This is a genomic window from Haloarcula hispanica ATCC 33960 (assembly GCF_000223905.1).
Taxonomy (GTDB): Archaea; Halobacteriota; Halobacteria; order Halobacteriales; family Haloarculaceae; genus Haloarcula; species Haloarcula hispanica.
In genome coordinates, this window is sequence record NC_015948.1 from 2,906,060 (window position 1) to 2,931,000 (window position 24,941).

20 protein-coding genes are annotated in these 24,941 nt (G+C 64.9%); 14 read left to right on the forward strand and 6 right to left on the reverse strand.

The window, feature by feature from the left end; genetic code table 11:
* Positions 1-121: 121 nt before the first annotated feature.
* Positions 122-2,209, forward strand: a complete 2,088-nt coding sequence (locus tag HAH_RS14725; protein ID WP_014041633.1) for a (Fe-S)-binding protein — start codon at positions 122-124, stop codon at positions 2,207-2,209.
* Positions 2,210-2,255: 46 nt separating this feature from the next.
* Positions 2,256-2,459, forward strand: coding sequence for a hypothetical protein (locus HAH_RS14730; RefSeq protein ID WP_023843459.1), 204 nt, complete (start codon positions 2,256-2,258; stop codon positions 2,457-2,459).
* Positions 2,460-2,473: 14 nt separating this feature from the next.
* Here the strand turns inward: HAH_RS14730 and HAH_RS14735 are convergent, their stop codons facing one another.
* Positions 2,474-3,220, reverse strand: coding sequence for a potassium channel family protein (locus tag HAH_RS14735; RefSeq protein ID WP_014041634.1), 747 nt, complete (start codon positions 3,218-3,220; stop codon positions 2,474-2,476).
* A 399-nt stretch (positions 3,221-3,619) separates the two neighbouring features.
* On the opposite strand from HAH_RS14735, the gene HAH_RS14740 reads away from it, so the two are divergent.
* From HAH_RS14740 to HAH_RS14765, 6 genes are all read left to right on the forward strand, one after another.
* Complete coding sequence (locus tag HAH_RS14740) at positions 3,620-4,357, forward strand: competence/damage-inducible protein A (RefSeq protein WP_014041636.1); 738 nt, start codon at positions 3,620-3,622, stop codon at positions 4,355-4,357.
* Positions 4,358-5,266: 909 nt separating this feature from the next.
* A complete protein-coding gene (gene hemB, locus HAH_RS14745; RefSeq protein ID WP_014041637.1) occupies positions 5,267-6,259 on the forward strand; it encodes a porphobilinogen synthase in 993 nt (330 codons plus the stop codon).
* A 170-nt stretch (positions 6,260-6,429) separates the two neighbouring features.
* A complete protein-coding gene (locus tag HAH_RS14750) occupies positions 6,430-7,143 on the forward strand; it encodes a DUF4129 domain-containing protein (protein WP_023843461.1) in 714 nt (237 codons plus the stop codon).
* Positions 7,140-7,667: a DUF7269 family protein gene (locus tag HAH_RS14755; RefSeq protein ID WP_023843462.1), complete on the forward strand. Its 528-nt coding sequence runs from the start codon at positions 7,140-7,142 to the stop codon at positions 7,665-7,667. Before HAH_RS14750 ends, HAH_RS14755 begins: the two co-directional genes overlap by 4 nt.
* Positions 7,664-8,920, forward strand: a complete 1,257-nt coding sequence (locus HAH_RS14760) for a DUF58 domain-containing protein (protein ID WP_014041640.1) — start codon at positions 7,664-7,666, stop codon at positions 8,918-8,920. The genes HAH_RS14755 and HAH_RS14760 overlap by 4 nt, the downstream gene beginning before the upstream one ends.
* On the forward strand, positions 8,917-9,399 hold the full coding sequence (locus tag HAH_RS14765; protein WP_014041641.1) for a DUF7519 family protein: 483 nt from the start codon (positions 8,917-8,919) through the stop codon (positions 9,397-9,399). The genes HAH_RS14760 and HAH_RS14765 overlap by 4 nt, the downstream gene beginning before the upstream one ends.
* 23 nt (positions 9,400-9,422) lie before the next feature.
* Here HAH_RS14765 and HAH_RS14770 read toward each other — a convergent pair whose 3' ends face one another.
* Together HAH_RS14770 and HAH_RS14775 are read right to left on the reverse strand one after the other, a co-directional pair.
* Entirely contained in the window at positions 9,423-10,769 is a 1,347-nt protein-coding gene (locus HAH_RS14770) for a sensor histidine kinase (protein WP_014041642.1), read from the reverse strand.
* Entirely contained in the window at positions 10,769-12,379 is a 1,611-nt protein-coding gene (locus tag HAH_RS14775; protein ID WP_014041643.1) for a methyl-accepting chemotaxis protein, read from the reverse strand. Before HAH_RS14775 ends, HAH_RS14770 begins: the two co-directional genes overlap by 1 nt.
* Positions 12,380-12,843: 464 nt before the next feature.
* Here HAH_RS14775 and HAH_RS14780 point away from each other — a divergent pair, with 464 nt between their 5' ends.
* From HAH_RS14780 to HAH_RS14805, 6 genes are all read left to right on the forward strand, one after another.
* A complete protein-coding gene (locus HAH_RS14780; protein ID WP_014041644.1) occupies positions 12,844-14,172 on the forward strand; it encodes an ammonium transporter in 1,329 nt (442 codons plus the stop codon).
* Positions 14,165-14,530: a P-II family nitrogen regulator gene (locus HAH_RS14785; protein ID WP_004517663.1), complete on the forward strand. Its 366-nt coding sequence runs from the start codon at positions 14,165-14,167 to the stop codon at positions 14,528-14,530. The genes HAH_RS14780 and HAH_RS14785 overlap by 8 nt, the downstream gene beginning before the upstream one ends.
* A 9-nt stretch (positions 14,531-14,539) precedes the next feature.
* Positions 14,540-14,998: an HTH-type transcriptional regulator Lrp gene (lrp, locus tag HAH_RS14790; RefSeq protein ID WP_014041645.1), complete on the forward strand. Its 459-nt coding sequence runs from the start codon at positions 14,540-14,542 to the stop codon at positions 14,996-14,998.
* A gap of 119 nt (positions 14,999-15,117) precedes the next feature.
* On the forward strand, positions 15,118-16,476 hold the full coding sequence (locus HAH_RS14795) for a substrate-binding protein (RefSeq protein WP_023843464.1): 1,359 nt from the start codon (positions 15,118-15,120) through the stop codon (positions 16,474-16,476).
* Positions 16,477-16,516: 40 nt separating this feature from the next.
* On the forward strand, positions 16,517-17,161 hold the full coding sequence (locus tag HAH_RS14800; protein WP_014041647.1) for a chemotaxis protein CheC: 645 nt from the start codon (positions 16,517-16,519) through the stop codon (positions 17,159-17,161).
* A 171-nt stretch (positions 17,162-17,332) separates the two neighbouring features.
* Positions 17,333-18,685: a substrate-binding protein gene (locus HAH_RS14805; RefSeq protein WP_014041648.1), complete on the forward strand. Its 1,353-nt coding sequence runs from the start codon at positions 17,333-17,335 to the stop codon at positions 18,683-18,685.
* A gap of 263 nt (positions 18,686-18,948) precedes the next feature.
* Here HAH_RS14805 and HAH_RS14810 read toward each other — a convergent pair whose 3' ends face one another.
* From HAH_RS14810 to nasA, 3 genes are all read right to left on the reverse strand, one after another.
* The gene (locus HAH_RS14810) at positions 18,949-20,715 is read right to left on the reverse strand and encodes a nitrite/sulfite reductase (RefSeq protein ID WP_014041649.1); all 1,767 of its coding nucleotides are present in this window, start codon (positions 20,713-20,715) and stop codon (positions 18,949-18,951) included.
* Between the two features lie 428 nt (positions 20,716-21,143).
* Positions 21,144-22,466 carry an MFS transporter gene (locus HAH_RS14815; protein ID WP_014041650.1) on the reverse strand — a complete coding sequence of 441 codons (1,323 nt, stop codon included), beginning with the start codon at positions 22,464-22,466 and terminating at the stop codon, positions 21,144-21,146.
* A gap of 320 nt (positions 22,467-22,786) precedes the next feature.
* On the reverse strand, positions 22,787-24,820 hold the full coding sequence (gene nasA, locus HAH_RS14820) for an assimilatory nitrate reductase NasA (protein WP_014041651.1): 2,034 nt from the start codon (positions 24,818-24,820) through the stop codon (positions 22,787-22,789).
* Between the last annotated feature and the right edge of the window lie 121 nt (positions 24,821-24,941).

Below are 24,941 nucleotides of genomic sequence, written 5' to 3' on the forward strand. Positions count from 1 at the left end.
GAGTCATATATCTGTCGGATGGGCAACGTAACGCGAGGAAACTTTCAACAGGTCCCTAATTCCCGCAAGACTGCGACGGGGCGTGGCAAGATTTAAGCGGACACAAATCGCGTGTTACCGTATGTCATCTATACTCCAGACGACCACGCGCCCGACGTTCTGGCGTATCGGCGACGTGGGGAAAGCGCTGTTCTACTATCTGGCAGCGCTCGCCATCATCGTCTTTCTGTACGGTGTGTACGACCGCGTCACCCGCTATGCCCAGGGCAGCGATGACCCCTTCGACCGCCTGGACGAGTTGCCCCAGCGAACGGTCGCGGCGGCGCAGTTGGCGCTGTCGAACCGGAAGCAGTTGGACCGCGACACCGTCGCCGGCGTGATGCACGCGTTCATCGTCTGGGGCTTTCTGACGCTGCTCATCGGGACGACGATTCTGGGTATCGACATGGACCTCTATCGGCCGCTGACCGGTGAATCCTTCTTCGTCGGCCAGTTCTACCTCTCCTATTCGTTCGTCATGGACGCGATGGGGCTGCTGTTCGTCGTCGGCGTTGGTGTCGCGCTGTGGCGGCGCTACGGTCGCAAGCTCGACCGCCTCCACGACCGCCACACCTCCCGCGAGGACGACCTGTTTCTGGGCGCGCTGTTCGTGCTGGGCGTCGGCGGCTACCTCACCGAGGGCATCCGTATTCTCGGCACCTCGACGGTGCGTGACGTCTCCTTCGAGACGGTGAGCTTCGTCGGCTGGTCGGTCAAAGAAGTGCTCGTCATGGCCGGGATGACACCGGAAATGGCAGCGGGTGCGTACCCGTTCGTCTGGTGGAGCCACTCGCTGGTCGCGCTGTGGTTCGTCGCCTGGATTCCGTACGCGAAGCCGTTCCACATGCTCTCGTCGTTTGCCAACCTCGTCGCCCGCGACGAGAAAGCCGGCGTGCGACTACCCGGCGTCCCGGCCGACGCTGACCCCGACGACATCGGTCCCAGCGACATCGACGACTTCTCCTGGAAGCAACTGCTCGACCACGACGCCTGTACCAAGTGCGGCCGGTGCTCGTCGGTCTGTCCGGCAAAAGCGTCCGGGCGGCCGCTGGACCCGCGGAACGTCATCCTCGACCTGAAACGCTACCGCGAGGAGCGCGACGCCGGCGGCGAGGACGTGCCTATCATCGCCGACGGCGGCACCTCGGTCATCGACGCCCACACGATGGAGTCCTGCATGTCCTGTATGGCCTGCATGGACGCCTGTCCGGTCGACATCGAACACGTCACGCAGTTCACTGAGATGAACCGCCGGCTCACCGAGGCCGGCGAGATGGATGAACACGTCCAGGACGCGATGATGAACGTGTTCCAGCACGGCAACACCTTCGGCGACCCCGAGCGCGCCCGGCCGGACTGGACCGAGGACCTCGACTTCGAGGTGCCGGACGCCCGCGACGAACCGGTGGAGTACCTCTGGTACGTCGGCGACTACCCGAGCTACGACGAGCGCAACCAGAAGATTGCGCAGGCGCTCGCCACCGTCTTCGAGGCCGCCGACGTGGACTACGGCATCCTCTACGAGGCCGAACAGACCGACGGCAACGACGTGCGCCGCGTCGGCGAGGAAGGGCTCTACGAGATGCTCGTCGAGGACAACGCCGAAGCGATGCTGGACTGTGAGTTCGACTCCATCGTCACGACGGACCCCCACGCTTACAACACGTTCATGAACGAGTACCCCGAGTTCGAGGCCTGCGAGTGGGGCGAAGACGACGTGTTCCACTACACGCAGGTCGTCGCCGACCTCGCCAGTTCGGGCGCGCTCGGTCTCTCGGGCTCGGAACTGGACTACACCGTCACCTACCACGACCCCTGTCACCTCGGGCGGTACAACGGCGAGTTCGAGGCCCCGCGGGACCTCATCCGCGCGACCGGAGCCGACCTCCACGAGATGCCCCGCAACAGGGACGACTCCTTCTGCTGTGGCGGTGGCGGCGGCGGCCTCTGGATGGACCTCGAAGAGGAGAGCAAACCCAGCGAGGAACGCCTGCGCGAGGCCCTCGAAGACACCGAGGCGGGCGCGGCCGTCGAGAAGTTCGTCGTTGCCTGCCCGATGTGCATGACGATGTACGAGGACGGGCGCAAAACCGGCGGCTACGAGGAGGAGCTTGAAATCGTCGGGGTCACGGAGCTACTCGCTGAAGCGGTCGGGGAAGCGGGAGTCTGATCGCTCAGATGTGAGTTTTCAAGTAGCTGAAACGAAAAGGCTCACCATGGCCCTCCTCCAGATACCGGGACTACCCGGCGCAACAGAACTTATCCTCATGGTACTCGTACTGGCGGTGTACATCGGACTACCAGCCGCTGGCATGGTACTCGTCTACAACTTTCTCGACGGTAAACGCGGCTACGAGAAGCGGGTTTCCGAACTCGAACGCCGGGTCGAGACACTGGAATCCGAACTATCCGAGGAGTAACGTCTGACCCGTGGTCACAGCCGCTCACACACCTGTTTTCCGCTGACGACTTCGGGGATTATCACTTCATCCGCGCCCACGCGGCGGGCCACGGTCTCGTCCTGTCGGTCGCCGGCCCGAACGATGAGCTGGACAGTGGGCGCAAGCTGGCTCGCCAGCACCGCAATCTGAATATTTGCGTTCGTGTCGTCAATCGCCCCGATGACCGTGTCGGCTCGCTTGATGCCCGCGTCCGTCAGCGCGCCCTCACGGCTCGCGTCGGCCTCCAGCGCGAGATGGCCGTCGTCGAGCGCCCGTTCGTACTGTTCTGTCTGTTTCTCGATGACGACCACCTGTGCGTCCGTGCCGCCTATCTGCTCCGCGACAGTCTGTCCGAACGTCCCGTAGCCACAGACGACGATGTGGTCGTCCAGTTCCTGAAGTCGTTGCGAAATCTGCATACGTGTAAGTTCCTGCTGAATCTGGCCGCCGAAGGCTGCCGACAGCACTGTTTCACCTATCCACAGTCCAGCGACGACGAGACCGGTCAGCACCACGATGGCGTAGCCTTTGACCAGCGTCGCGGGCCCCTCGTGGGTCTGGAAGTGGAGTTCGATGCTCGTGGGGTCAAGCAGCCAGAACAGGGCGTTGACGACGCCGACGCCACCGAACGTGACGAATCCGAACACACCGGCGGCGACGAGTCCAACGAACGCGAGAACCGGTCTGGAAAGCCGACGGAGCAGCGAGCGGTCCGGCCCTGTGCTATCGCTGTGTTCCATTGCTGTAGCTACCTGCCAAGAGTTGCCGTTACGACACACCGCGACGAGCCCGATAGCGCGACGACGCGGTGTGCTGCCAGCAGCGTCAGTCTGTCAGCGTTCCAGCGGATGTTGTGGACGCTTCGTCGACCGGGTCAGCGCTGTCGCGGTCCGTACTCGGCACGCGACTTCGGTTCGGGTACACCCGTTTGACGCAATCGGCACAATTGGTGACAAGTACCATGATTTTGAATTGCCGGACCCAGTATATGTATGTTACCGAAATATGGCTAGACTAGATATAATGTCATTATACACCATTCATATTCATTCGGTCCGTAGCGGGCCGACGACACCTGAGTCTGTGTCCACCTGCGTCCAGCCAAACGCTTAACGCCGCCAGACACTCACAGCGAGATGATGGAGGTCGCACTGCTCACCGTCGGTGACGAACTGCTCGCTGGCGACACGGAGAACACGAACGCGTCGTGGCTGGGCCGCCAGCTCACGGCCGCCGGCGCAAGCGTCACCCGAGTCCTGACTGTGCCCGACGACGAGGCGGTCATCGCCGACGCCGTGGCGCGGTATCACGACGCTTTCGACGCGGTCATCGTCACCGGTGGCATCGGCGGGACACCCGACGACATAACCAAAGCCGCCGTGGCGCGGGCGTTCGGCCGCGACCTCGTCGTTCCCGACGACGTGCGGGCACACCTCGAAGCGAAGGCCGAGCGGTTCGCTGATGACAACCCCGAGATGGTGGACCGCTACGACATGGACCTCGACCTCGATGCGTGGGCGTCGGTCCCCGAAGGTGGGCAGGCGCTGCTGACCGACGAGAGCTTCGCCGCCGGCTGTGTCATCGACCGCGTGTACGTCCTGCCGGGTATCCCCGAGGAACTGAAAGCGATGTACGAGACCGTTGCCGACGAGTTCGACGGCGACCGGACGACGGAGACAATTCACACGCCTGCACCCGAAGGCGCACTGGTCACCCACATCACGGCGGCCCGCGAGCAGTTCGCGGTTGCCGTCGGGAGCTATCCGCGCAAGGACGATGCGCCGGGACGGGTGAAGATTACCGGTGACGACCCGGCAACCGTTGCCGACGCGGCGGCGTGGCTCCGCGAGCGAATCGAGGTCGTCGACATCGAGTGAACTGCTTTCCGGAGATTCCCTCGAAGGCGTCACAGGCTCCTGCTATCTGGTGACTGTCCAGACCGGTGCACGAGGACCCAGTATCTGGTAGCTACTCCTGCGGGTACAGCTGAAGCGGCAATAGATGACACGTCATAAGATGGGATTTCCCACAAGGCATTTGTCAGTTATAAATTATTTCTCTGTATGTACGATCAAAGGGCTCTACTTCTCGCTATTGTCTGTAGCCTTGTGCTCACGGGATGTTCTACGCTTTCCGACGGCCCAGCAACGCCGGAATCGGCCGTAGACAGTGGTCAGGAAACCCCAACCATTGGCGCACAAATAAACGTCTCTGAAGCCAAAGAACGCGCACTAAACTCGGAAACGGACTATGTGACTGCTCGGCTTCAGAATGCGAGTTGTCTTGATAGCTGGGATGTCGGTTCATTCACTGTTGGTCCAAAGGTGACCGTCGTAAACCGATCAGATCGTGGTCTCACTGTTCGGGTTAGACGACCATATTCGACGGCAAAGGGCGAAGCAGTGTATGACGCTGAGCACTATGCCCGCTATCTCGTAACCAAAACAGGGACTGAAAGACTGTCCGGTGATACCGTCGCTCCTTGCTGAGTTGCGTATTCTGCACCTATTGGGCGTCAATGCTACCGGTAAGAAATGGATCGGGACAAGCCAGTGTGTGGATGGGAGAGCTTCGCTCAGGTTCGTGTGCAGTGCGTGTCCTGACTGTCCAGACTAGCCGGAATATTCAGTTACAGCCTATAATACGGCCAGTTCACCGATGTATTCGTAAATCGGGCCCCGACGACAGAGCGACTACCCCGATATAGGCTTCCGTCTGCCAAAAAAGTGGTTGCGTTTAAGCACACAAACGGTGGGTTCATGCCGGCCACGGTCTGAAATGGCAGTATGAACCTGACACAGCGCCCGCGCCGCCTGCGAACCGACGGCGTGCGACCGCTGGTACGCGAAACGGAGCTCTCTGCGTCGGACCTCATCGCGCCGGTGTTCGTCGACGCGACGACCGACGAGCGAGTCCCAATCGAGACGATGCCGGGTCACGAACGGGTCCCGGTCGGCGAGGCGGTCGAGCGCGTCGAGGAGGTCCTCGAAACCGGCGTCGAAGCGGTGATGCTGTTCGGCGTCCCCGAGTCGAAAGACGAGCGCGGGAGCCGCGCCTGGGCCGAAGACGGCGTCGTGCAGGAGGCGACCCGCCGGATTTCCGGTGAAACCGACGCCTACGTCATCACCGACGTGTGCCTCTGTGAGTACACCGACCACGGCCACTGCGGTGTCCTCGAAGATGACGCTGCCGAGAACCCGCGGCTGACGGTACGTAACGACGAGACGCTCGATTTGCTGGGGAAAATCGCCGCGAGCCACGCCGCGGCCGGGGCCGACATGGTCGCCCCGTCGGGCATGATCGACGGGATGGTCGGGGCGATTCGGGAGGCGCTGGACGCCCAAGGCGACACCGACGTGCCCGTCATGAGCTACGCCGCGAAGTACGAGTCGGCCTTCTACGGCCCGTTCCGGGACGCCGCGGACGGCGCGCCGGCCTTCGGCGACCGGCGGCACTACCAGATGGACCCCGCGAACGCACGCGAGGCCAGCCGCGAGGTCGATCTCGACGTCGAGCAGGGCGCAGACGTGCTGATGGTCAAGCCCGCCCTGCCGTATCTGGACATCGTCAAGGAGATCCGGGAGTCTTACGACCACCCCGTCGCCGCCTACAACGTCTCCGGCGAGTACGCGATGCTCCACGCCGCCGCCGAGAAGGGCTGGCTCGACCTCGAAGCGGTCGCCTACGAGTCGTTGCTGTCCATCAAACGCGCCGGCGCGGACCTCATTCTGACCTACTTCGCCGAGGACCTCGCTGACGAACTCTATAGTAACAATTGAAACGATTTACACACTGATCGCACTGCAGTCGTGCGATCAGGTGTGCATTGATTTTCAATGGCTACTATAGGCGGGACCAGTCCCCGTGTGTACCCGTTCGAACCGCGCCCATGGGTTCCAGCGAACGGCAGGTCCCTAACCTATTCATGTGACAGGGGCGGAGTGGCCGTATGCAGCGACAGTCCCTCCTCGTGGCGGTTGTCGCCGCGATTGCGCTGCTGTCGTTCAGCGTCGGCGCCGCGAGCCTCGACGCCGCCACCGGGTCCGACCAGGCGGAGATGACCCGTGACGACAGCGAGATCGACAACCCCGACGGACAGGGCCTCAGCGACCCGCCGGGTAGCATCGACCCACCCGAAAGCGAAAACGGCGCTCGCGCGCTGCTGCCGAGTGTCCCCGCCCCGGCAGTCGGTGCGCTCGCCGTCGGCCTCGCAGTGGGTCTGGTCGTCCTCTGGCGGCTGGCCGGTCAGAGCCGGACCATCGACGAGACGGGCGGCGAAACGCCAGCCGTCGCAACAGCGGAGTCCGCGAAGGCCCCCTCGCATAGCGCGGCTGCAATCGACGTACCCCTGACCAACGACGTGTACCGCGCGTGGGCCGCCCTCGAAGATGCGGTGACCGTGGACGACGATGCATCGTCCCCGCAGGACATCGAGGCGAACGCGACGGCGGCCGGGGCCGACCCCGACGCCGTCGCCTCGCTCCGGTCGGTGTTCGAGCGGGTTCGCTACGGCCGGGAGCGGCCGGACGCTGACCTGGAGTCCCAAGCCCGTGCGGCGCTGGAACGGGCCGCCGACAACGCGGACGATATCGCGGCGAGCCCCGACGAGATGCCTTCTGCGGACAAAGACGCCGACGGGTCCGCCGGGGAGGGCAAGGCGTGACACTGCGCCGGCTCCCGTTGGCACTTGGCCTCGTCGCGACAGCCATCGGCCTCGGCCTCGCCGCGCTCGGCGCGCCGCTGTTGCCCTCGGGCGCTGTCTCGGATCTCCCGATACTCGCGGTGGCCGTCTTCGCTGGCGGTGTCGCGCTCCTCGCGCTCCTGGTTCGCTCCCTCGACAGCGAACGCGGGATGGCGCTGCCGGACACAGACAGCCAGTACGTCACGGTCCCCGGCGACGATATCGACGAGGCGCTTGCTGCTGGAGCCGGACAGGAAGCGATCCGGCGGCGCGTCGAGGGGGTCGCTGTCACCGTCCTCCAGCGCGACGGGCTCTCTCCCGACGAGGCAGCGGACGCGCTCCGGTCCGGCGCGTGGACGGACAGGGAGCCGGCTCGGAAACTGTTCGATGGGACACCGATATCGCTCCGGGCGCGGCTGTCCGGGTGGCTCTCGGGTATCCGTCCGTTCCAGCGGCGCGTCGCCCACGCGACGGCGGAACTCCGACGGCGCGACGAGGAGCGATGAGCGAGGTCCACCGCACCGGCCGCTGGTTCGGGCTGGCCGGGGCCGCACTGGTCGCCGTCGGCGTCGGACTGGTGGGGCAAGTCCCCGCGCTCGTGTTGCTGGGCGGGCTCGGCGTCACGCTGAGCGCGTACGACCGGGTCGCTGTCCCGCCAGCGGCGGACGTGTCGATACAGCGGTCCATCACACCGACAGAACCCGCACTCGGCGAGCGGGTCACCGTGGCGCTCACCGTCCGCAACGACGGATCACGGACGATTCCGGACCTCCGGCTCGCCGACGGCGTGCCGGATTCTGTCCGCGTCGTTGACGGGTCGGCGTCGCTGGGGACGGCGCTGCGGCCCGGCGCATCGACGACGATTACCTACGAGATTACTGGCGGGACCGACCGCTGCGTGTTCGACCCGGCGACGGTCGTCGTCAGGGACGTGGTCGGCGTCGTCGCCCGACGAACGTCCGTCACGACCGAACCCGACACCGTCACCTGGGAGCAGCCGGCCAGTTCGGCGCTGTTGCCGCTGGTCCCCGCAGTGGCCCGCCGACCCGGGACGGTACCCGTCGACGAGGGCGGCGAAGGGGTCTCCTTCTACGCGGTCAGGGAGCACCGGTCGAACGACCCGCTCTCCCGCGTCGACTGGAATCAGTACGCCCGCACCGGCGACCTGCGGACCGTCGAGTTCCGCCGCGAGCAATCCGCGACGGTCGTGGTGGTCGTCGACGCCAGAGCAGCCGCCGCGCTCGCGCCGCGTCCGGACGCCGAGACAGCCATCGAGCGGTCGACGATGGCTGCCGTCGCCCTCGTCGAGGGGCTCCCCGAGGACGGCCACGAGGTCGGCGTCGCGGCGTACTCGCCACACGGAGCGTGGCTCGCACCGGGCACGAGCGCCGCGCACCAGCAACAGGCCCGGGACCTGCTCAGGACCGACCGCGCGTTCGCCGCGACATCGGTCACCCGAACACCGGACACAACGAAGCTCATCGCACAACTGCCGACAGCGGCGAACGTCGTCTTCCTCGGCCCGCTGTGTGACGACGACAGCGAGGCGCTGGTCCGTCGACTCGCCGCCAGCGGTCACCCGGTGACGGTCCTGAGCCCCGACCCGACCGCGACGGACACGGCAGGCCACCGGCTGGCGCGGCTCGAACGCCGCGAACGGCTCCGACGGTTGCGAGCCGCCGGCATCGCCGTCCACGACTGGCCCGCAACTGAGCCGCTGGAACAGGTAACCGAACGGGCCTGGCGAGGTGGCCAATGATACCGCGAACCGGAGCCGTCTGTGGCGGTGCGGCGCTGGCGGCGGGCGTCGTGACGCTGTTCGTCGCCGGCATCAGCGCAGTCTCGACCGCCGCCGCCCTCGTCGGCGTGGTCCTGCTCGCCGGCGGGCAACTGATTCAGTCCGGCCGGCTGCTCGACGTCGCCAGCGCGTCACTGTTCCTGGCGCTGCTGCTGGCCGCGCTTCAGGGGGCAACGACGACCACGGTGCTGGTCGCCGGCGGCGCGACGGTGCTGGCCTGGACGTTCGCACACGCGGCTATCGACCTCTATGCGGACCTCGGAACGGCTCCCGGGACGCCCGTCGAACTCACGCACGTCGCGGGGACGACAGGGCTGGTCGGAGGCGCCGTCGTGGTGACGACCCTGCTCTTTCAGCTAAACGTCCCGCCGCTGTCACCGCTGGCGCTGGCGAGTGTCGTGCTGGGCGCAATCGCGCTGACCGCGGCGCTCAGGCGCTAGCGTCACAGCGGACTGGACAGCGCTCACTTCCGCGTCGGTGTAACCTCGGATTCCGCGGTGTCAGCCAGTGTGAGAACGTCATCGGCATCGGAGAGCGGGAGCCTGAGCGAGACGGTCGTCCACCCGTCGGCTCGTTCGTACTCGATGCCGCCGCCGGCCGCCTCGGCGACCCACCGAGCGAGCCAGATACCGAGGCCGCTCCCGTGCTGGAGATTGGTGATATCCGCGTCCTCGAACACGACGGCCCGTTCGACGGCGGGGATACCGGGGCCGTCGTCGAGAACGCGGACGAACGCGTCTCCACCGGCCCGCTCGGCTGTGATTCGGACGGCTGTGCCCTCGGGTGTGTGTCTGACCGCGTTCTCGACGAGGTTGTCGAGCGCGTCGTAGACGGCCGTCCCGCCGGTGACAGGGAGTGTCTCGGGGAGTGCTGTTTCGACCGGTGTATCGGGGCGATAACTGTCGGCGACGGACCGAGCCAGCGCCGCCGCGTCGACCGACTGATCGGATTCGCCGTCGAGCGCGGTCTCGACGCTTCGGGCCTTTTCGCTGACGGCGGCGAGGCGGTCGGCCGCATCGAGGGCGCGAGACGCGGCCAACGAGACGGACGAGTCAGCTGCGTGGGCTCGGACGTATTCAGCCGTCCCGAGCACGACAGAGAGTTCGTTGCGGAGATTGTGCCGCAGGACGCGGTGGAGAACGCGGAGTCGCCGCTTTTGCCGCCGGCTGTCGGTCACATCCGTGTACATCGCGAACCCGCAGCGACGGCCGTCGGTCGTGTCGTACGGGACCCCGCGATAGATGAACTCGCGGCAGCCGTCGGCCGTCTCCCGAGAGACGACGGCGTAGTTGACCTCCCCGGCGGCCGTCCGCTGGTCGTAGTTAACCGCCTCCTCGACGCGGTCGCCGGGAACGATGTAGTCGTTGAGCGGTTCGCCGACGATTTCCTCGCGGTCGTAGCCGAAGGTGTCGACGAACGCGGGGTTGACCGTGCGGACAATCGGGACGAAATTGACGATTTCGAAGCCGACGACCGCGTCCTGAATGAGGTCGAACAAGTACTGAAAGGGGTCGGACGCCCCGGCAGTTCGACAGATAGTCCCGACGACAGACCCGTCGGTTGCCGTCGTGAGCTCAATCGTAACCGGACCGGAGAGGTCGCTTTGCGGGAGCCTGACCTGACAGGTTTCGGTCAGCCGGTCTGGCGCACTGTTGACGGCCTGTCTCGCTGTGGTCAGTGGCTCACGGTCCTCGGCTGCGACCACCGCCTCGACAGGTGTTCCAACAAGTTCGGCAGGCGTCCGCCCAAGCAATGCGGCGAATTCGTCCGTCGCGAACGTGAACCGACCAGTGTCGTCGATGCAGAACATCAGTTGTCTCTGATTCGGAGGAAGGGTGGGCTCGACAGCTGTGAGACCGGTTGTTTCTCACCCACAGTACCACGCGGCGAGGCCGTGAGCGTCAGGTACTCGCGGCCGTCAGTCCGTGCCAGCGTGAGTTCCTGGTCGGCAGCGCCCGAGTAGAACGCCCCGAGCGTGGCCGGGACCGCGTCGTCGTTGATGACGTTGACTACTGTGTCGTGAGGGTCGAAGACGCCGTCGTCGTTCTCGTACCGGGCTTCCCTGGCCGCCTGTTCGCCCATCATCCGTATCTCGCCCTGAATGTTTCCGACGATGACCAGCAGGGCGTCCCGTCTGGTGGCCGTCGTCTCGTTGGCGGCAGCCAGCGAGGTCCGTTCGAGGTCGAACACGTTGTACCGGGCGTCCCAGTTCCCGAACGCATCGAGGATGAACAGGGCGTCGTCGTCGAGTGCGTCCGTGAGCGAGCGGTCGGTCGCCGCGAACGCAGCGGCCAGCGTCGACCGGTCAAGCGACGGGGGCGGCGTCAGCGAGACCGCCCGGCCGGCGGCGACGGCCGTCGCGCACAACTGAGCGATAGCGCCGTCGACCTGCGTCCCGTCAGAGTACCGGAAGACAGCCTGGCCCCCCATGACGAGCCCGCCGCCACAGAGGTCGTCGATACCGTCGATACCGGTCGAGACTGTCGGTGCGTCCGCCAGACGGTCCTGCCGGTCAGCCTCTGCAGCGGCGAGTACGTCGTCAATCTCGTCCAGCATCGCGGTCTGCTCGGAGCGGGCGGCGCGTATCTCCGAGAGGTCGTCTTCGATGGCGGCGGCGCGGTCCGAGACCGTCTCACACCGCTCGGCGACCGCTTCGCTCGTCGTCGCCTGCTCGTCGGTCGCCGCCGAGACAGACGCGATGCCGTCGGCCGTCTCCGCGACGGTATCGGCCACGTCGTCGAGCCGCGCCATCGCCGTGGTGACCTGCTCGGCCCCAGTGTCGATTCCGTCGATGGCCTCGTTGAGCTGTGCAACGGTGTCGTCTGTGGCTTCGCGAACCGCAGCCAGCGTCGTTTCGATTTCCGCAGCCTGCTGCTGGGACTCCTCGGCGAGCCCCTTGATTTCGTCTGCAACGACGGCGAACCCGTCTGTGTCGGTGGTGTCGCTCGCCCGCGCCGCCTCTATCGAGGCGTTCAGCGCGAGCATATTCGTCTGGTCGGCGATACGGTCGATGCCGGCCAGTGCATCGGCAATACGGTCGACCCGGTCCTCCAGGGCGGCCACCTCCGCGGCAACTGCCTGCCCCAGTTCGCGGACCTCGTCCATCGACTCGATGGCGTCGGATGCGGCCTCCCGGCCGTCGTTTGCCGCATCCGTCGCCCGCTGGCTCTGCTCGCTGACCTCGGTCGCGGTCGCAGCGATCTCCTCGATTGTGGCGGAAAGCGACGAGACGTCGTCGGCGATCTGCTGTGCGTCGGTCGCCTGTGCCGTTGCGCGGTCGTCAATCGCCGCGAGTTGCTCGCCGACGGTCGCCGACGCCGCCTGAACGACATCAAGTGCGCCCTGTGCGTTTGCGACCGCTCGCTCCTCTGTCACGGCCGTCGACTGGTCCGGAACGGAGGGATAGTGGTCTGAAGCCATAATCAGCTACTGTCCCTCCGATTCATAGTCGAGTTGTACAGTTTATCGGTACTTTGTGCCACGTCTCCCCACTGATCCCCGGGCATTTATACTGAATCCGAATCTGTGTTCGCGAGATATAACCCTGTTGTCGCTGGCAACACCCGCCAGACGGGAGCGCGCGCAAGGGAAAACGGCCTATTTGGCCCCCTCTTGCCGGAACTGGGGGCAACAAACGTCCAAAATTCCAGTGTGCATATACGGACTTTCTTGACGGAGAACAACCTTATATCCATAATATCATACCCTAATCTGGACGGTCGTCTACCATATCCCCTCTAATTTCCGTGTTCATAAAGGCAAACCTTATGTAGTGTTGTTACCAGAGCCTTTCTCGTGAAAGAGTTGAAGAAGTTGAGCCAAAGTGGGGCAAAGTTGGACATGCAGACGGCTGTCGATACGAAAACGAAACAGGTGAGCTAGAAATGAGCTACACTGCACTACAGGTAGATCCGAGCGTACTCGCAGAGGGGGTTAACCTGCTGTGGGTACTGGTGGTATCGTTCCTGATTTTCTTCATGCACGCGGGCTTCGCCATGCTGGAGGCGGGCCAGGTGCGCTCGAAGAACGTCGCGAACCAGCTAACGAAGAACCTCCTGACCTGGTCGGTCGGCGTGACGGTGTTCTTCCTGATCGGCTCGGGGATCAGTGCCCTGGTCGGCGGGAGCGGCTTCTCGCCCGCCTTCGGCGCAGGGGCCGCAAACGACTACGTCGGCTGGCTGTTCGGTGCCGTCTTCGCGATGACGGCGGCGACCATCGTCTCCGGCGCGGTCGCTGGACGGGCCAAGCTCCGTGCGTACATCACGTACACGTTCCTGCTGGCGGCGGTCATCTACCCAGTCGTCACCGGGATCACGTGGGCCGGCGCGTACATCAGCTTCGGCGGCGAGGCGTTCCACGACTTCGCCGGCGGGATGATCGTCCACGGCATGGGCGGCATCGCGGGCCTCACGGCGGCGTACGTCCTCGGCCCACGCATGGGCCGGTACAACGAGGACGGCTCCGCGAACGTCATTCCGGGCCACTCCCTGACGTTCGCCGTTCTGGGAACGCTCATCCTCGCGTTCGGCTGGTACGGCTTCAACGTCGGGACGGCGGCGACCGTCTTCGTCGTTGAGGACGGATCGCTCGCCCTCGGCGCGTTCGCGACGGTCGGCCGCGTCGCGATGACGACGACCATCGCGATGGCCTGCGGTGCGATGGGTGCCGGACTGGTCGCGTGGCTGAAGACCGGGAAGGTCGACACCCTGTACGTGGCAAACGGGCTGCTCGCCGGGCTGGTCGGCATCACGGCGATCCCCGACACCACGACGTGGTGGGGCGCAATCGTCGTCGGCGGCCTCGCGGGCGGACAGCTGCCGGTCGTGTTCAGCTTCATCGAGAACCGGATGAAAATCGACGACGTCTGTGCCGTCTTCCCGGTCCACGGGAGCGCCGGCGTGCTCGGCACGCTGCTGTTCCCGTTCGTCGCCACGTCCGGCACGGTCGGGTCGGTCGTTAACGCCTTTATCGCACAGCTGATCGGCGTCGCCGCCATCGCGGGCTGGACGATTGTCGCAACCGGGGTCGTCTGGTACGCCCTCAAGGCGGCCGGCCAGGCGCGGGTCACGCCCGAACACGAGCAGGAAGGGCTGGACGTCAGCGAACACGGCGTCGAGACCTACCCCGAGTTCGGTGGTGGCGAGAGCGTCGTCGCCGATGGTGGTAAAGTGAGCCCGAGCATGCGTACTGACGGAGGTTCCCAAGATGACTGACGAAACCGACGACTCTGAAATCAAGATGGTAGTCGCAATGGTTCGACCGGACAAACTCGGCGACGTGAAGAAGGCGCTCGCCGAGGTCGGCGCGCCCTCGCTGACAGTGACGAACGTCTCCGGTCGCGGCTCACAGCCCGCAAAGAAGGGGCAGTGGCGCGGCGAGGAGTACGTCGTCGACCTGCACCAGAAGGTCAAAGTCGAGACGGTGGTCGCGGACATCCCCGCGGAGGATGTCGTCGACGCCATCGCCGACGGTGCCCATACCGGCGAGAAAGGTGACGGCAAGATATTCGTCCTCCCCGTGGACAACGCCTATCAGGTCCGAACCGGCAAAGAAGGCCCAGAGGCAGTCTGAGCGGACGAAATGGTCGATGATACCGACAGACAGGTAGTGAACGCACTGCTCCAGGACGGCCGGGCGAGCGCCCGTGACGTCGCCGCCGCGACCGGTATCGCGGCGACCACGGTGTCTCGCCGGATGGACGACCTGGAGGCGACCGGTGTGATCGACGAATACACCGTCGACATCGATTACGGGGCGCTGGGCTACGACGTGACCGCCGTGTTCCAGCTCTCCGTCGAGGGCGACGGGCTCGGACGGGTGGTGGACCAGTTACGGGATCGACGCGAGATGATCGCGGTCTACGAAGTGACCGGCGACCACGACATCGTGGCCGTCGGGAAGTTCACCGACACGCAGTCGATGAACGAGCGGATAAAGACGCTGCTGACCGACGAGGATATCCGATCTGCCTCGACGTCAGTCGTACTGAATACGGTGTGCGAACACGAGCAGTTCCCGGTCGACGGAACTGACGCCTGAGGACGACGCCTGTTTTCCGACTGGCAACCACAGCAGTGAGTAGCGTCCCGTATCGGTTTGGAGACCTATTGAGCGATGAAGGAAGGTTTAATTACAGCAGTAGTAATATATTTTTCATCATGGATTGGGATGCTCGGGGGTCAACGGTGACGCGACGGGAGCTACTCGGAGCCGTCGGAGCGAGTTCGCTCGCCGGACTTGCTGGCTGTGGCGGGGGCAGTCGCGCCACGACGCCGACAAGCAGTGCCACAGCGTACGCGAACCAGCCGGTCGACGACGACCAGGTGACGCTTGGCTTCACAGTCCCGCAGTCGGGGTCGTTCTCGCCGCTTGGGACCGGCCAGCAGCGCGGGTTCGAACTGGCCATCGACCACCTCAACGAGGGCGGCGGCTGGGTCGACACCGACGCGTGGCAGGCGCTGTCCGGGGACGGCATTCTCGGCCGGACGGTCGAGAGCGTCATAGCTGACACGGAGTCCAGTTCGAAAACGGCCCGTGACGTGGCAGAGACGCTGGTCGAGCAGGACGGTGCCGTGATGGTCGCCGGCGGCGGGTCGACGAACACAGCCCGGGAGTTGCTCAAGTACTGTCCGACCCGCGGCGTGGTCCACATGCTCGGGTTCGCGCCGGGGACGAACGTTACGGGGATCGGCTGCTCGCGGTACGGGTTTCAGGAGATGCACAACGGTCGGATGGCCGCCAACGCGCTGGCTCCGGTGTTGACCGAGCGGTTCGACGGGCGAACGGAGTTCTACCAGTTGCACGCCAGCTCGGATTTCGGTTTCACGCAGTCCGAGCAGTTCAAGCGCCGGTTCCAGTCGGAGAACTGGAGCGAGATGGGCGCGACGAAGACGCGGGTCGGAACGGAGAACTTCAGGCCGCAGTTGCAGGAGGCCGTGGACACTGACGTCGACGCCATCGTGTTGTCCTACCGCGGGCGCGACGCAGTCACCGCGCTGAACCAGGCGACGGATATAGTCCCGGAAGAGATGGACATCGTCATGCCGATCGTGAGTCGGCAACTGGCCCGCGATGTCGGCGCCGACATGGCCGGTATCGTCGGCACTATTTCGTGGGATTACAGCATCGAGACACCGCTCTCGACGGCGTTCACGGAGGCGTTCGATGCGGCGTACGCCGACGATCAGGTCCGGGTCCCGTCAGACCAGGCTCGACTGGCCTACGCGCAGACGCTCCAGTACGCCGCGGCCGTCGAGCGGGCCGGGACGTTCGAACCGCCGGCCGTCATCCGTGAACTCGAAGGCACCACGTACCAGGCCGGACGCGGCGAGGCGACGTTACGGGCATGCGATCACCAGTCGGTGGGACCTGTTCCCGTCGTCGAAGGATCCAGTCAGGGCCCCGAGGTACTCGACGTCATTCAGCTTTCGGCTGACGTCGCGTACGGCTGCGAGGAGTATCCCGCAAGCGAGTGTACTGACCTGGGGCCGTACGAACCCGAGACGGCCGACAGTTGAGGGGCGGTGGCGTTAAGCCGCTCGCGCCGCTCCAGAAGATATGGGCTTGAAAGTGGACGTGCGGAAGCTGGACCTTTTCAATCAGATGGCAAAGGAGGGGTCTGGGACAGTCGCGGAGAACCTCGGGCAGCTGACCGGGCTCGACGCGACAGTTCGGACCTCACAGATCAATTTTCTCGACATTGCGGACGTCAAAACACACATCGGCGACGACAAGGGCGTCGGCATCTACGTCGAACTGAACGAACCGCCCTACGGCTACGTCCTGTTTCTGCTCGAACCAGACGACAGCAAGCAGATGGCCAGCGCGATGATGGGTGGAATGGGTGAGCCAAGCGAGGGCGAGGGGTTCTCCGACATGGAACGGTCGGCGATGCAGGAGATCGGCAACATCATGACCTCCGCGTTCATCGACGGGTGGGCCAACGTGCTGGAGACGACCATCGACATGGGGACACCGAACTTCGTGTTCGGGCCGGCCGACGGCATCGTCGACGAGATGGGCGGCTGGCCGGACTCCGACCTGGTGTTCGTCGTCGACTCGCGTATCACCGTCGACGACGGCGACCTCGGGATGACCGTGTACACGTTCCCCGAACTGGAGGACCTCGTCGCGCTCATCCAGGATATCGACCTCGATACCGACGTCGCAGTAGACACCGAAGCCAGCGACATTCTCGACTGACATCGGTCCCCTATCTCTTCTCCCCCTTTTCCTCGCACGGCCAGGGTGGATGTAATCACCGAGAAGACAGTCTGAAGGCCGTCACTACCAGATACCAGCGCCTTCTATGCTAATTGTTCACTCATTCCTATTGAAAAAAGTATTATATATATTTACCATCAAAAAGCTGGTATGGGATCGGAAAGAGGGGGAGCAGTTGACAGGCGGTCCGTACTACAGATCGCCGGTGGGGTCAGTACCGCAGGGCTCGCCGGGCTGGCGGGATGTCAGGGCGAGGGTTCGACAGCCGAAAACACACCGGAACATCCACCGCTCGGGAACTATCCGGTCGACGGAGAAACGGTCACGCTCGGCTTCAACGTCCCACAGTCGGGGACCTACGCCGCCGAAGGGCGCGACGAACTCCGGGGGTATGAGCTCGCGGTCACGCATCTCAACGAGGGCGGTGGCTGGGTCGGACAACGCTCCTTTGACGTGCTCAGCGGCGACGGCGTGCTCGGGAAGACCGTCGAGTACGTCACCGCGGACACGGAGACGAAACCGGATGTCGCAACGGCCAACGCCGAGGAGATGATCGAGCAAGACGACGTCATCATGTTCTCCGGCGGCTCGTCCAGTTCCGTCGCCATCGCCCAGCAGGACGTCGCACAGGCCCAGAAGGTCCCGTACATGTGCTGTCTGACCCACTCGAACGACACGACGGGACGGGATTGTGTCCGCTACAGCTTCCGGGAGATGTTCAACGCGTACATGACCGCACAGGCGCTGCTTCCGGTACTCAAGGAACGGTTCGGCCGGGAGGCTCAGTACGTCCAGATCTACGCGGACTACAACTGGGGGCAAACGATGGAGTCGTCGATCCGTGATTTCTTCACCTCGAGTGGCTGGGTCGAACTCACGAGCATCCCAACGCGTCTCGGGACGACGGACTACGAGGAGCCGCTCAAGCAGGCCCGGGACGCCGGCGCGGAGGTCGTCTTCCTCGACCACTACGGACTCGACGCCGCGAACTCGCTGACAAAAGCCCAGGAGATTCTCCCGGACGAGGTGGGGATTGTGGTGCCGCTGTACAACCGCATCGTGGCACAGAACGCCTCGAAGGCGCTCGACGGCGTCGTCGGGACGGTCGCGTGGGACACCAGCGTCTCGTCTGACCTCTCGAACGAGTTCAAGAACGCCTTCACCGCCGAGTACGGGAACGCACAGCGGCCCTCCGGCGTGGCCCATCTGGCTTACGCACAGACGCTCCAGTACGCCGCGGCCGTCGAGCGGGCCGGCACCTTCTACCCGCCGGCGGTTATCCGGGAACTGGAAGACCACGAGTACTCGGTCGGGCTTGGCAGCCAGACAATGCGGCGCTGTGACCATCAGGCCCAGCGTGGCGTGCCGGTGGTCGAAGGGCTCTCCGAGTCCGAGCAGTCCCTTGGCCGGTTCTACGACCTGCTCAGCGTCACGAAGGCGGTCGGATACGACTGTGACGGCGGCCCGGCCGCCGAGTGCGAACTCGGAGACTACGGGGACTAGAGCCAGAGCGCAGCGACTACTGCGCAACGGAAAAATACGGCAAACGGAGAACCGAACGGGGACGTGGACACGAGCAGTCCCCAGCTGTCAGAGGCAGACGGACGCGCTGTGACGGACACGTCACGTCGGCGTATCCGGCTGTTCGGAGCCGGGGCCGCGTTACTCCAGTAGCTCCGGTTCCGCGTCGTATGCCACCCCCTTGACCGCGGATTCCGGCGGATCGTCTCCGTCGTGGTCGGTCAGGCAGTCTGTCTCAGCCATGGTCAGTCGTCCGCCGAAATCGGCTGGCCCTCGGCGTCGGTCGGGGCCGGGCTTTCGCCGTCGTCGAATGGATACCACGACTGCTTGCCGTCGGCTAGACACGGGTCGGTGTACCCCTGGACCTCGTGGGGTTCGGCCAGTTCGACGATGGTCTCGTGACCGGTGGCGTCGACCCACTCGCGGAAGGTCTGACCCTCCGAGCGAAGCGCGGCGTAGGCTTCGACAATGTTGGCGATCATGCCCGGCACCTCGTCAGCAGGGACGCGCTGGCGGACCCACTCGATGAACGTCGGCTCCTCGCCGATGCCGCCGCCGACGCCCACGTCGACGGCTTCGACCATCTGGCCGTCCTTGCGGGCGCGCATCCCCTGTAAGCCGATGTCGGCCGTCATCGCCTGGCCGCAGTCGGCCGTACAGCCCGAGAAGTGCATCTTGATGCGGTCCACGTCGTCGGGCACGTCGACGTTGTCACCGAGCCAGCGGAGCAAGCGGGCCATCCGCGCCTTCGTCTCCGTGAGCGCGAGCGAGCAGAACTCCGTCCCGGTACAGGCCATCGCGCCCTGAACGAACGGGTTCGGCTCGGGCGAGTGTTTCTCCAGCAGCGGCTCGTTGAGGAGGTTCGAGAGATTCCCGTCGGGTACGTCCATGATGAGCGGGTTCTGCCGGCGGGTCAGTCGCACCTCGCCGGAGCCGTAGGCGTCGGCGAGATCCGCGAGTTCGATGGCGTCCTCGGCGGAGAGTCGGCCGACCGGCACCGAGAGGCCGACGTAGTTCTTGTCGTCTTTCTGGTCGTAGACGCCGACGTGGTCGTGGGCACCGTACTCCGTGTGCTTGCCGGCGTTGTACGTGTACTCCCCGCGGAAGTCGGTCCCGGCGGTTTCGAACTCGAAATCAAGCCGTTCGTCGAGTTCTTCCCGGATGGCGTCAGTACCGTGTTCATCGACGAAAAAGCGCGCGCGGTTCTTCGAGCGGTTCTGGCGGTTGCCCGCTTCGTGGTAGTACTCGACGAAGGCCCGCACGGTCTCGACGGCGTGTTTGGGCCGAATGAACAGGTCGAGCGGACGGGCTTCGCGCGGTTCGCGGCCGCCGAGGCCGCCGCCGACGCGGACGTTGAACCCCTCGACTTCCTCGCCAGCAATGAACTTGTGGGCCGGCTCCAGCCCGATGTCGTTGATGCTGTCCTGGGCACACCCCTGCTTGCACCCCGTCACCGAGATATTGAACTTCCGGGGCATGTTGGCCAGGTCGTTATCGTCGCGGATGGTCTCCTGAATCTCGTCCAGAATCGGGCGGGACTCGACGTACTCCTCGGCCTTGCCGGCGACCGGGCAGCCGGAGATGTTCCGCATCGTGTCCCCGCCCGCCGAGCGCGAGGAGACGCCGACGGCTTCGAGTTTCTCCCAGATCTCCGGGATGTCTTCGAGCTTGAGCCAGTGCAACTGGATGGACTGTCGCGTCGTGAGGTCGATCCAGCCGTTCCCGAACTCGGGGTTCTCGGCCGGTCCCTTCGCGTAGTCCCGAGCGACCTCGCCGATGGCCCGAAGCTGGTCGGGCTCCAGGACGCCGCCGCAGTTGGTCAGCCGCATCATGAAATACGACTCCTGGCCGCCGCGGTGGTGGAACACCCCCCAGAACTTGAACCGCGAGAACCACTTCTCCCGTTCGTCCTCGGGAATCGACTCCCAGCCCTTCTCGGCGAACTCCTCTAACTTCTCCCGTACCTCGTCGCCGTACAGCTCCGCCTTGTACTCCTCCTTTTTATGTGCCATCTTCGCGCGCCCCCGTTCTTAATGGATGTAGTTTTTTATCTCTCATATCTATCTGAATGTCCGCTAATTCACGTCTAAGTACTGAGGTCGATTCCTTATAACGCTATTCGTTAAAGAAATAAAGAATAATAGAGCGTTAGAAAATGGCCGTCCAGAATTATACCGTCTGAGAGGTGTTTAAAGAGGTTATACACTGCCCCGTCGACAGAGATGAAACCGCAGGACGGCAATCGGTTGTCCGGTCGAGTTCGGGACTGTGCGTCGGGGACGCTCCGCGGGCGTGATTCGCCCGACCGGAGCGCGACCCCGTAGAACTGAGGTGTCAGTCGCGCGCGAGCCGAACCGACGAGGGACGCGACACACCGGCCTGTTCAGTGCGTCACGCGTGCGGAAAAGAGAAAGAACGGCTCGTTCGAGAGCGATGAGCGTCAGTCGTCGCCGGAGGCGACAGTGGTGCCTTCCTGCGTGCTTCCGACGAACCCAGCCGTGTTAGCGACTTTCGCGATTTCCGGCTGGAACACCCATGCAGACAGCAACACAATCGGAATCATGGTAACGGCGGCCACGGAGTACCCCAGGTGGAGGTTCGCCAGCCACGGCGCGGAGTAAAACAGCGGGTAGACGATGCCGCCGACGGTGCCGACGCCGCCGACGACGCCCGCGACCGAACCCGAGTCGTTCGGGAACATCGCGGGCACCTGCGCGAAGATAGCGCCCTCGGCCCAGGCACAGCCCGTGCCCACGAGGAAGCCGATGACGACGGCGTTCATCAGGACCCCGGAGAGTCCGGCCAGCGTCATGGCGAACATCATCACCACGATGAAACAGAGCCCGAGGAACGTCCACTGTTCGCGGTACTGGCCCTTGAAGAACGGCAGGAGGTTCTTCTCCTTGCGGGCCAGCAGGTCGCTGCCGTAGCCGCCAAAGGGCCGGAGCAGGCCGGCGGCAATTGAGAACGTCGCCGCGAAGGTGCTCGCGATGACGAGGTTGTCCTGGTTGAACGCTTCGCGGTAGTAGGTGGCGAGCCACCCGTTCATCGACAGTTCGAGGCCGAAGGACATGATGTACGCGGCGGCGAGGACGACGGTGCCGTAGCGCGTGGCCGTGTGTAGCCAGCCCTTGAAGTTGGTGTCCTCCTTGGTCGCCTGGCGTTTCGCCTCGCTTTTCGCGGCCTCGCCCAGCGTGTAGTAGGCGATTGCGAGGAGGATGGAGACGATGCCGGTGTAGAAGAAGGCGGCCCGCCAGTTCGTCGAGAACAGCGGCCCGTTCCAGCCGGACCCGAACACACGGGGCAGGATGAGCGCCCCGCCGGCGGCACCGGCGTTCCCGACGCCGGCGTAGATGCCCTCCGCCAGGCCGAGGTTCTCCTCTTCGAACCACTCGGCGACGTGCTGGATGCCGATGACGAACGTGATGCCGGCCGTCGCCACGATGAGTCGCAACACGAAGAACACGGAGTAGTCCTGTGCGAAGGCGCTCCCTATCGAGAACACGCCGACGTAGGCCAGTACGATGGCGAAGATGGCCGGCGCACCGAACTTATCCGAGAGCCAGCCGGTGAGCATCCGGCCGAACGGTGCCATCCAGATGGCCGAACTGGCGAGAATACCGATTTCCGCGGTCGAGAGCCCGAACTCCTCTGCCATCGGGCCGGTAAACGGCGCAAAGGAGAACCAGATGAGAAACGAGAAATTGAACCCGATAGTCGCCAGCAACAGCGTCCGGTACTTCGTCATCTTGATCAGTCCCATGCCGACACCTCAGTTACGGACGCGGTATTGTTCACGGTCGATAACGAGACTTTGTTCACCAATCCGCCTTTATTTTGGATGTGTGCCCACATCAGTACATGAAGTCCGAAAGTCCCACCATTTAATAACAGTAACCGTTTACAGAACGGCTATTCTACCCAGCCTGAGTGGATAGACCGCAAATATATCATCGGATATCCCCTGTTTAAGGACATTGAACGCCCAGCGGACGGGGGAATAATTGGACATATTTAGATTACTTCGGACGGCGATGGAGAAGCGCGTGTCGACGAACCGTCGGGGCCGCGCCCGATATCGGCTCAGTCGGCCGTGGCGGGCGGGAGTTCAGCCTCGGCGGCGACGAGGCGGGCGGCACACTGCTTGAAGTTCGGTTCGTCGGACTGGGGGTCGCGGTCCGAAAGCGTCAGCCGGTTCGTTGCCGGGTGGTGAATGGGGAGCCACACCATCCCCTCGGGGACGCCCTCGTCGCGGTCGATGGCGACCGTCGCGGAGCCACGGCGGGTCTCGACGGTCAGCCGGTCGTCGGTAACGAGGCCGCTGTGTTCCTCGACGGTCTCGGGGTGGATGCGGGCCACCAGCGGACCGGCCTCACCCCCGCGGGACCGGACGCCGGTGTTATACCCGTCGGCCTCGCGGGCCGTGGTCAGCGTCAGCGGGTAGTCGTCGTCGGTCGGCTCCGGGAGCGACTCCTGGCGGCCCGTCGAGAACTGTGCGCGGCCGGAGGCGGTGGGGAACGACCACGACTCGTCGTCGTAGTAGCGGTAGCCGCCCGAACTCACCCCGTCGGGCGCGGGCCACCTGACGGCGTGGCTGTCGTCGAGGCGTTCGTAGGTGATGCCCGAGCAGTCGGCGACTGTCCCCTCGGTGAGGGCGGTGAACTCGTCGAAGACGTCCGAGGGGTCCGGCGACGTGCTCTCGAACAGGCCGGGGAACAGCCGCGAGCCGATGGTGGCGATGATGTCCAGATCCGGCCTGACGCCGCTTGGCAGGTCAGTCGCCGACCGGACCCGGGAGATGGTCCGCTCCATGTTCGTCGTCGTCCCGTCGCTCTCGCCCCACGTCGCGGCGGGCAGGACCACGTCGGCGATTTCCGTCGTTTCGGTGTGGAAGGCGTCCTGCACGACGACGAAGGCGTCTTCGAGCGTCTCGCGCACAGAGTCGGCCTCGGGCATCCCGGCAACGGGATTGGTGGCGACGGCCCAGACGGCGTCTGGCTCGCCTTCGAGCATCCCGACAGGGCCGGGGCCGGTGTCGTCGGGGAGGCGGTCGACCGGTACGCCCCAGTGGTCGGCAACGAGGCGGCGGTGGTCCGGATCCTCGAAGGCCCGCTGGCCGGGCCAGGACCCCTTCGAGGAGCAGATGCGGGTCCCCATCGAGTTGGCCTGGCCGGTCAGCGAGAACGGGCCACCACCGGGCCGGAGGTTCCCCGTCGCCAGCGTCAGGTCGATGAGCGCCCGGGCGGTCTCGGTCCCCTGGACGTGCTGATTGATGCCCATGCCCCAGTAGACCAGCGCTTGCTGGTCCATCGCGTCGGCCAGCAGGTCCACCTGGGCCATCTCGACACCGGCCTCGGCTGCCGCGTCGGCGGCGTCGGGCAGGGTCGCGAGCAGGTCGTCGAATCCCTCGGTTGCTGCGTCGACGAACTCGCGGTCGACCCGCCCCGTTTCGACGATGCGGGCGAGGACGGCCCGGGCCAGCGCGAGGTCCTTCCCCGGGTCGGGCGCGACGTGGTGCTCGGAGTTCTCTGCGGTCTCGGAGCGGACGGGGTCGACGACGATGATTTCGACGCCGTCCGCGCCGGCGGACTGCTGAATCCAGCGGAACATCACCGGGTGGGCCACCGCCGGGTTCGCCCCCCAGACGACGTGTCGGTCGGCGCCGCTGATGTCGGCGTACGTACACGGCGGCGCGTCGCTGCCGAACGCCTGGTAGTAGGCGGTGACGGCGCTGGCCATACACAGCGTCGTGTTGGCGTCGTAGTTGCGCGTCCCGAAGCCGCCGCGGGCGACTTTCCCCAGCGCGTAGGCGGCCTCGTTGGTCTGCTGACCGCTTCCGAGGACGGCGACCGAATCGGGGTCCCGCTGGTGGACGGCCTGAAGCCCCTCGACCGCGCGGGCCAGCGCCACGTCCCACTGGGTCTGACGGAGTTCGCCGTCGCTGCGGACCATCGGTCGGGTGAGCCACTCGCCGTCGGGGGCCTTGCTCTCCCGGAGGCCACGCGCACAGGCGAGTCCCTGACTGACCGGATGGGCGGCGTCGCCACGAACAGCGTCGATACCGTACCCTTCGTCAGCGCCCTGGTGCATGTGGCCACAGCCAACGGCACACCGCATACACGTCGTCGGTACCCAGTCGCTCACAGCCGCCCACGCGCCGTCAAGACGCCCATTTGTCCAATTTGGCATAATATCGAAGTACGTTCGGATGCCATTATCGTAATTACATAGATGAATA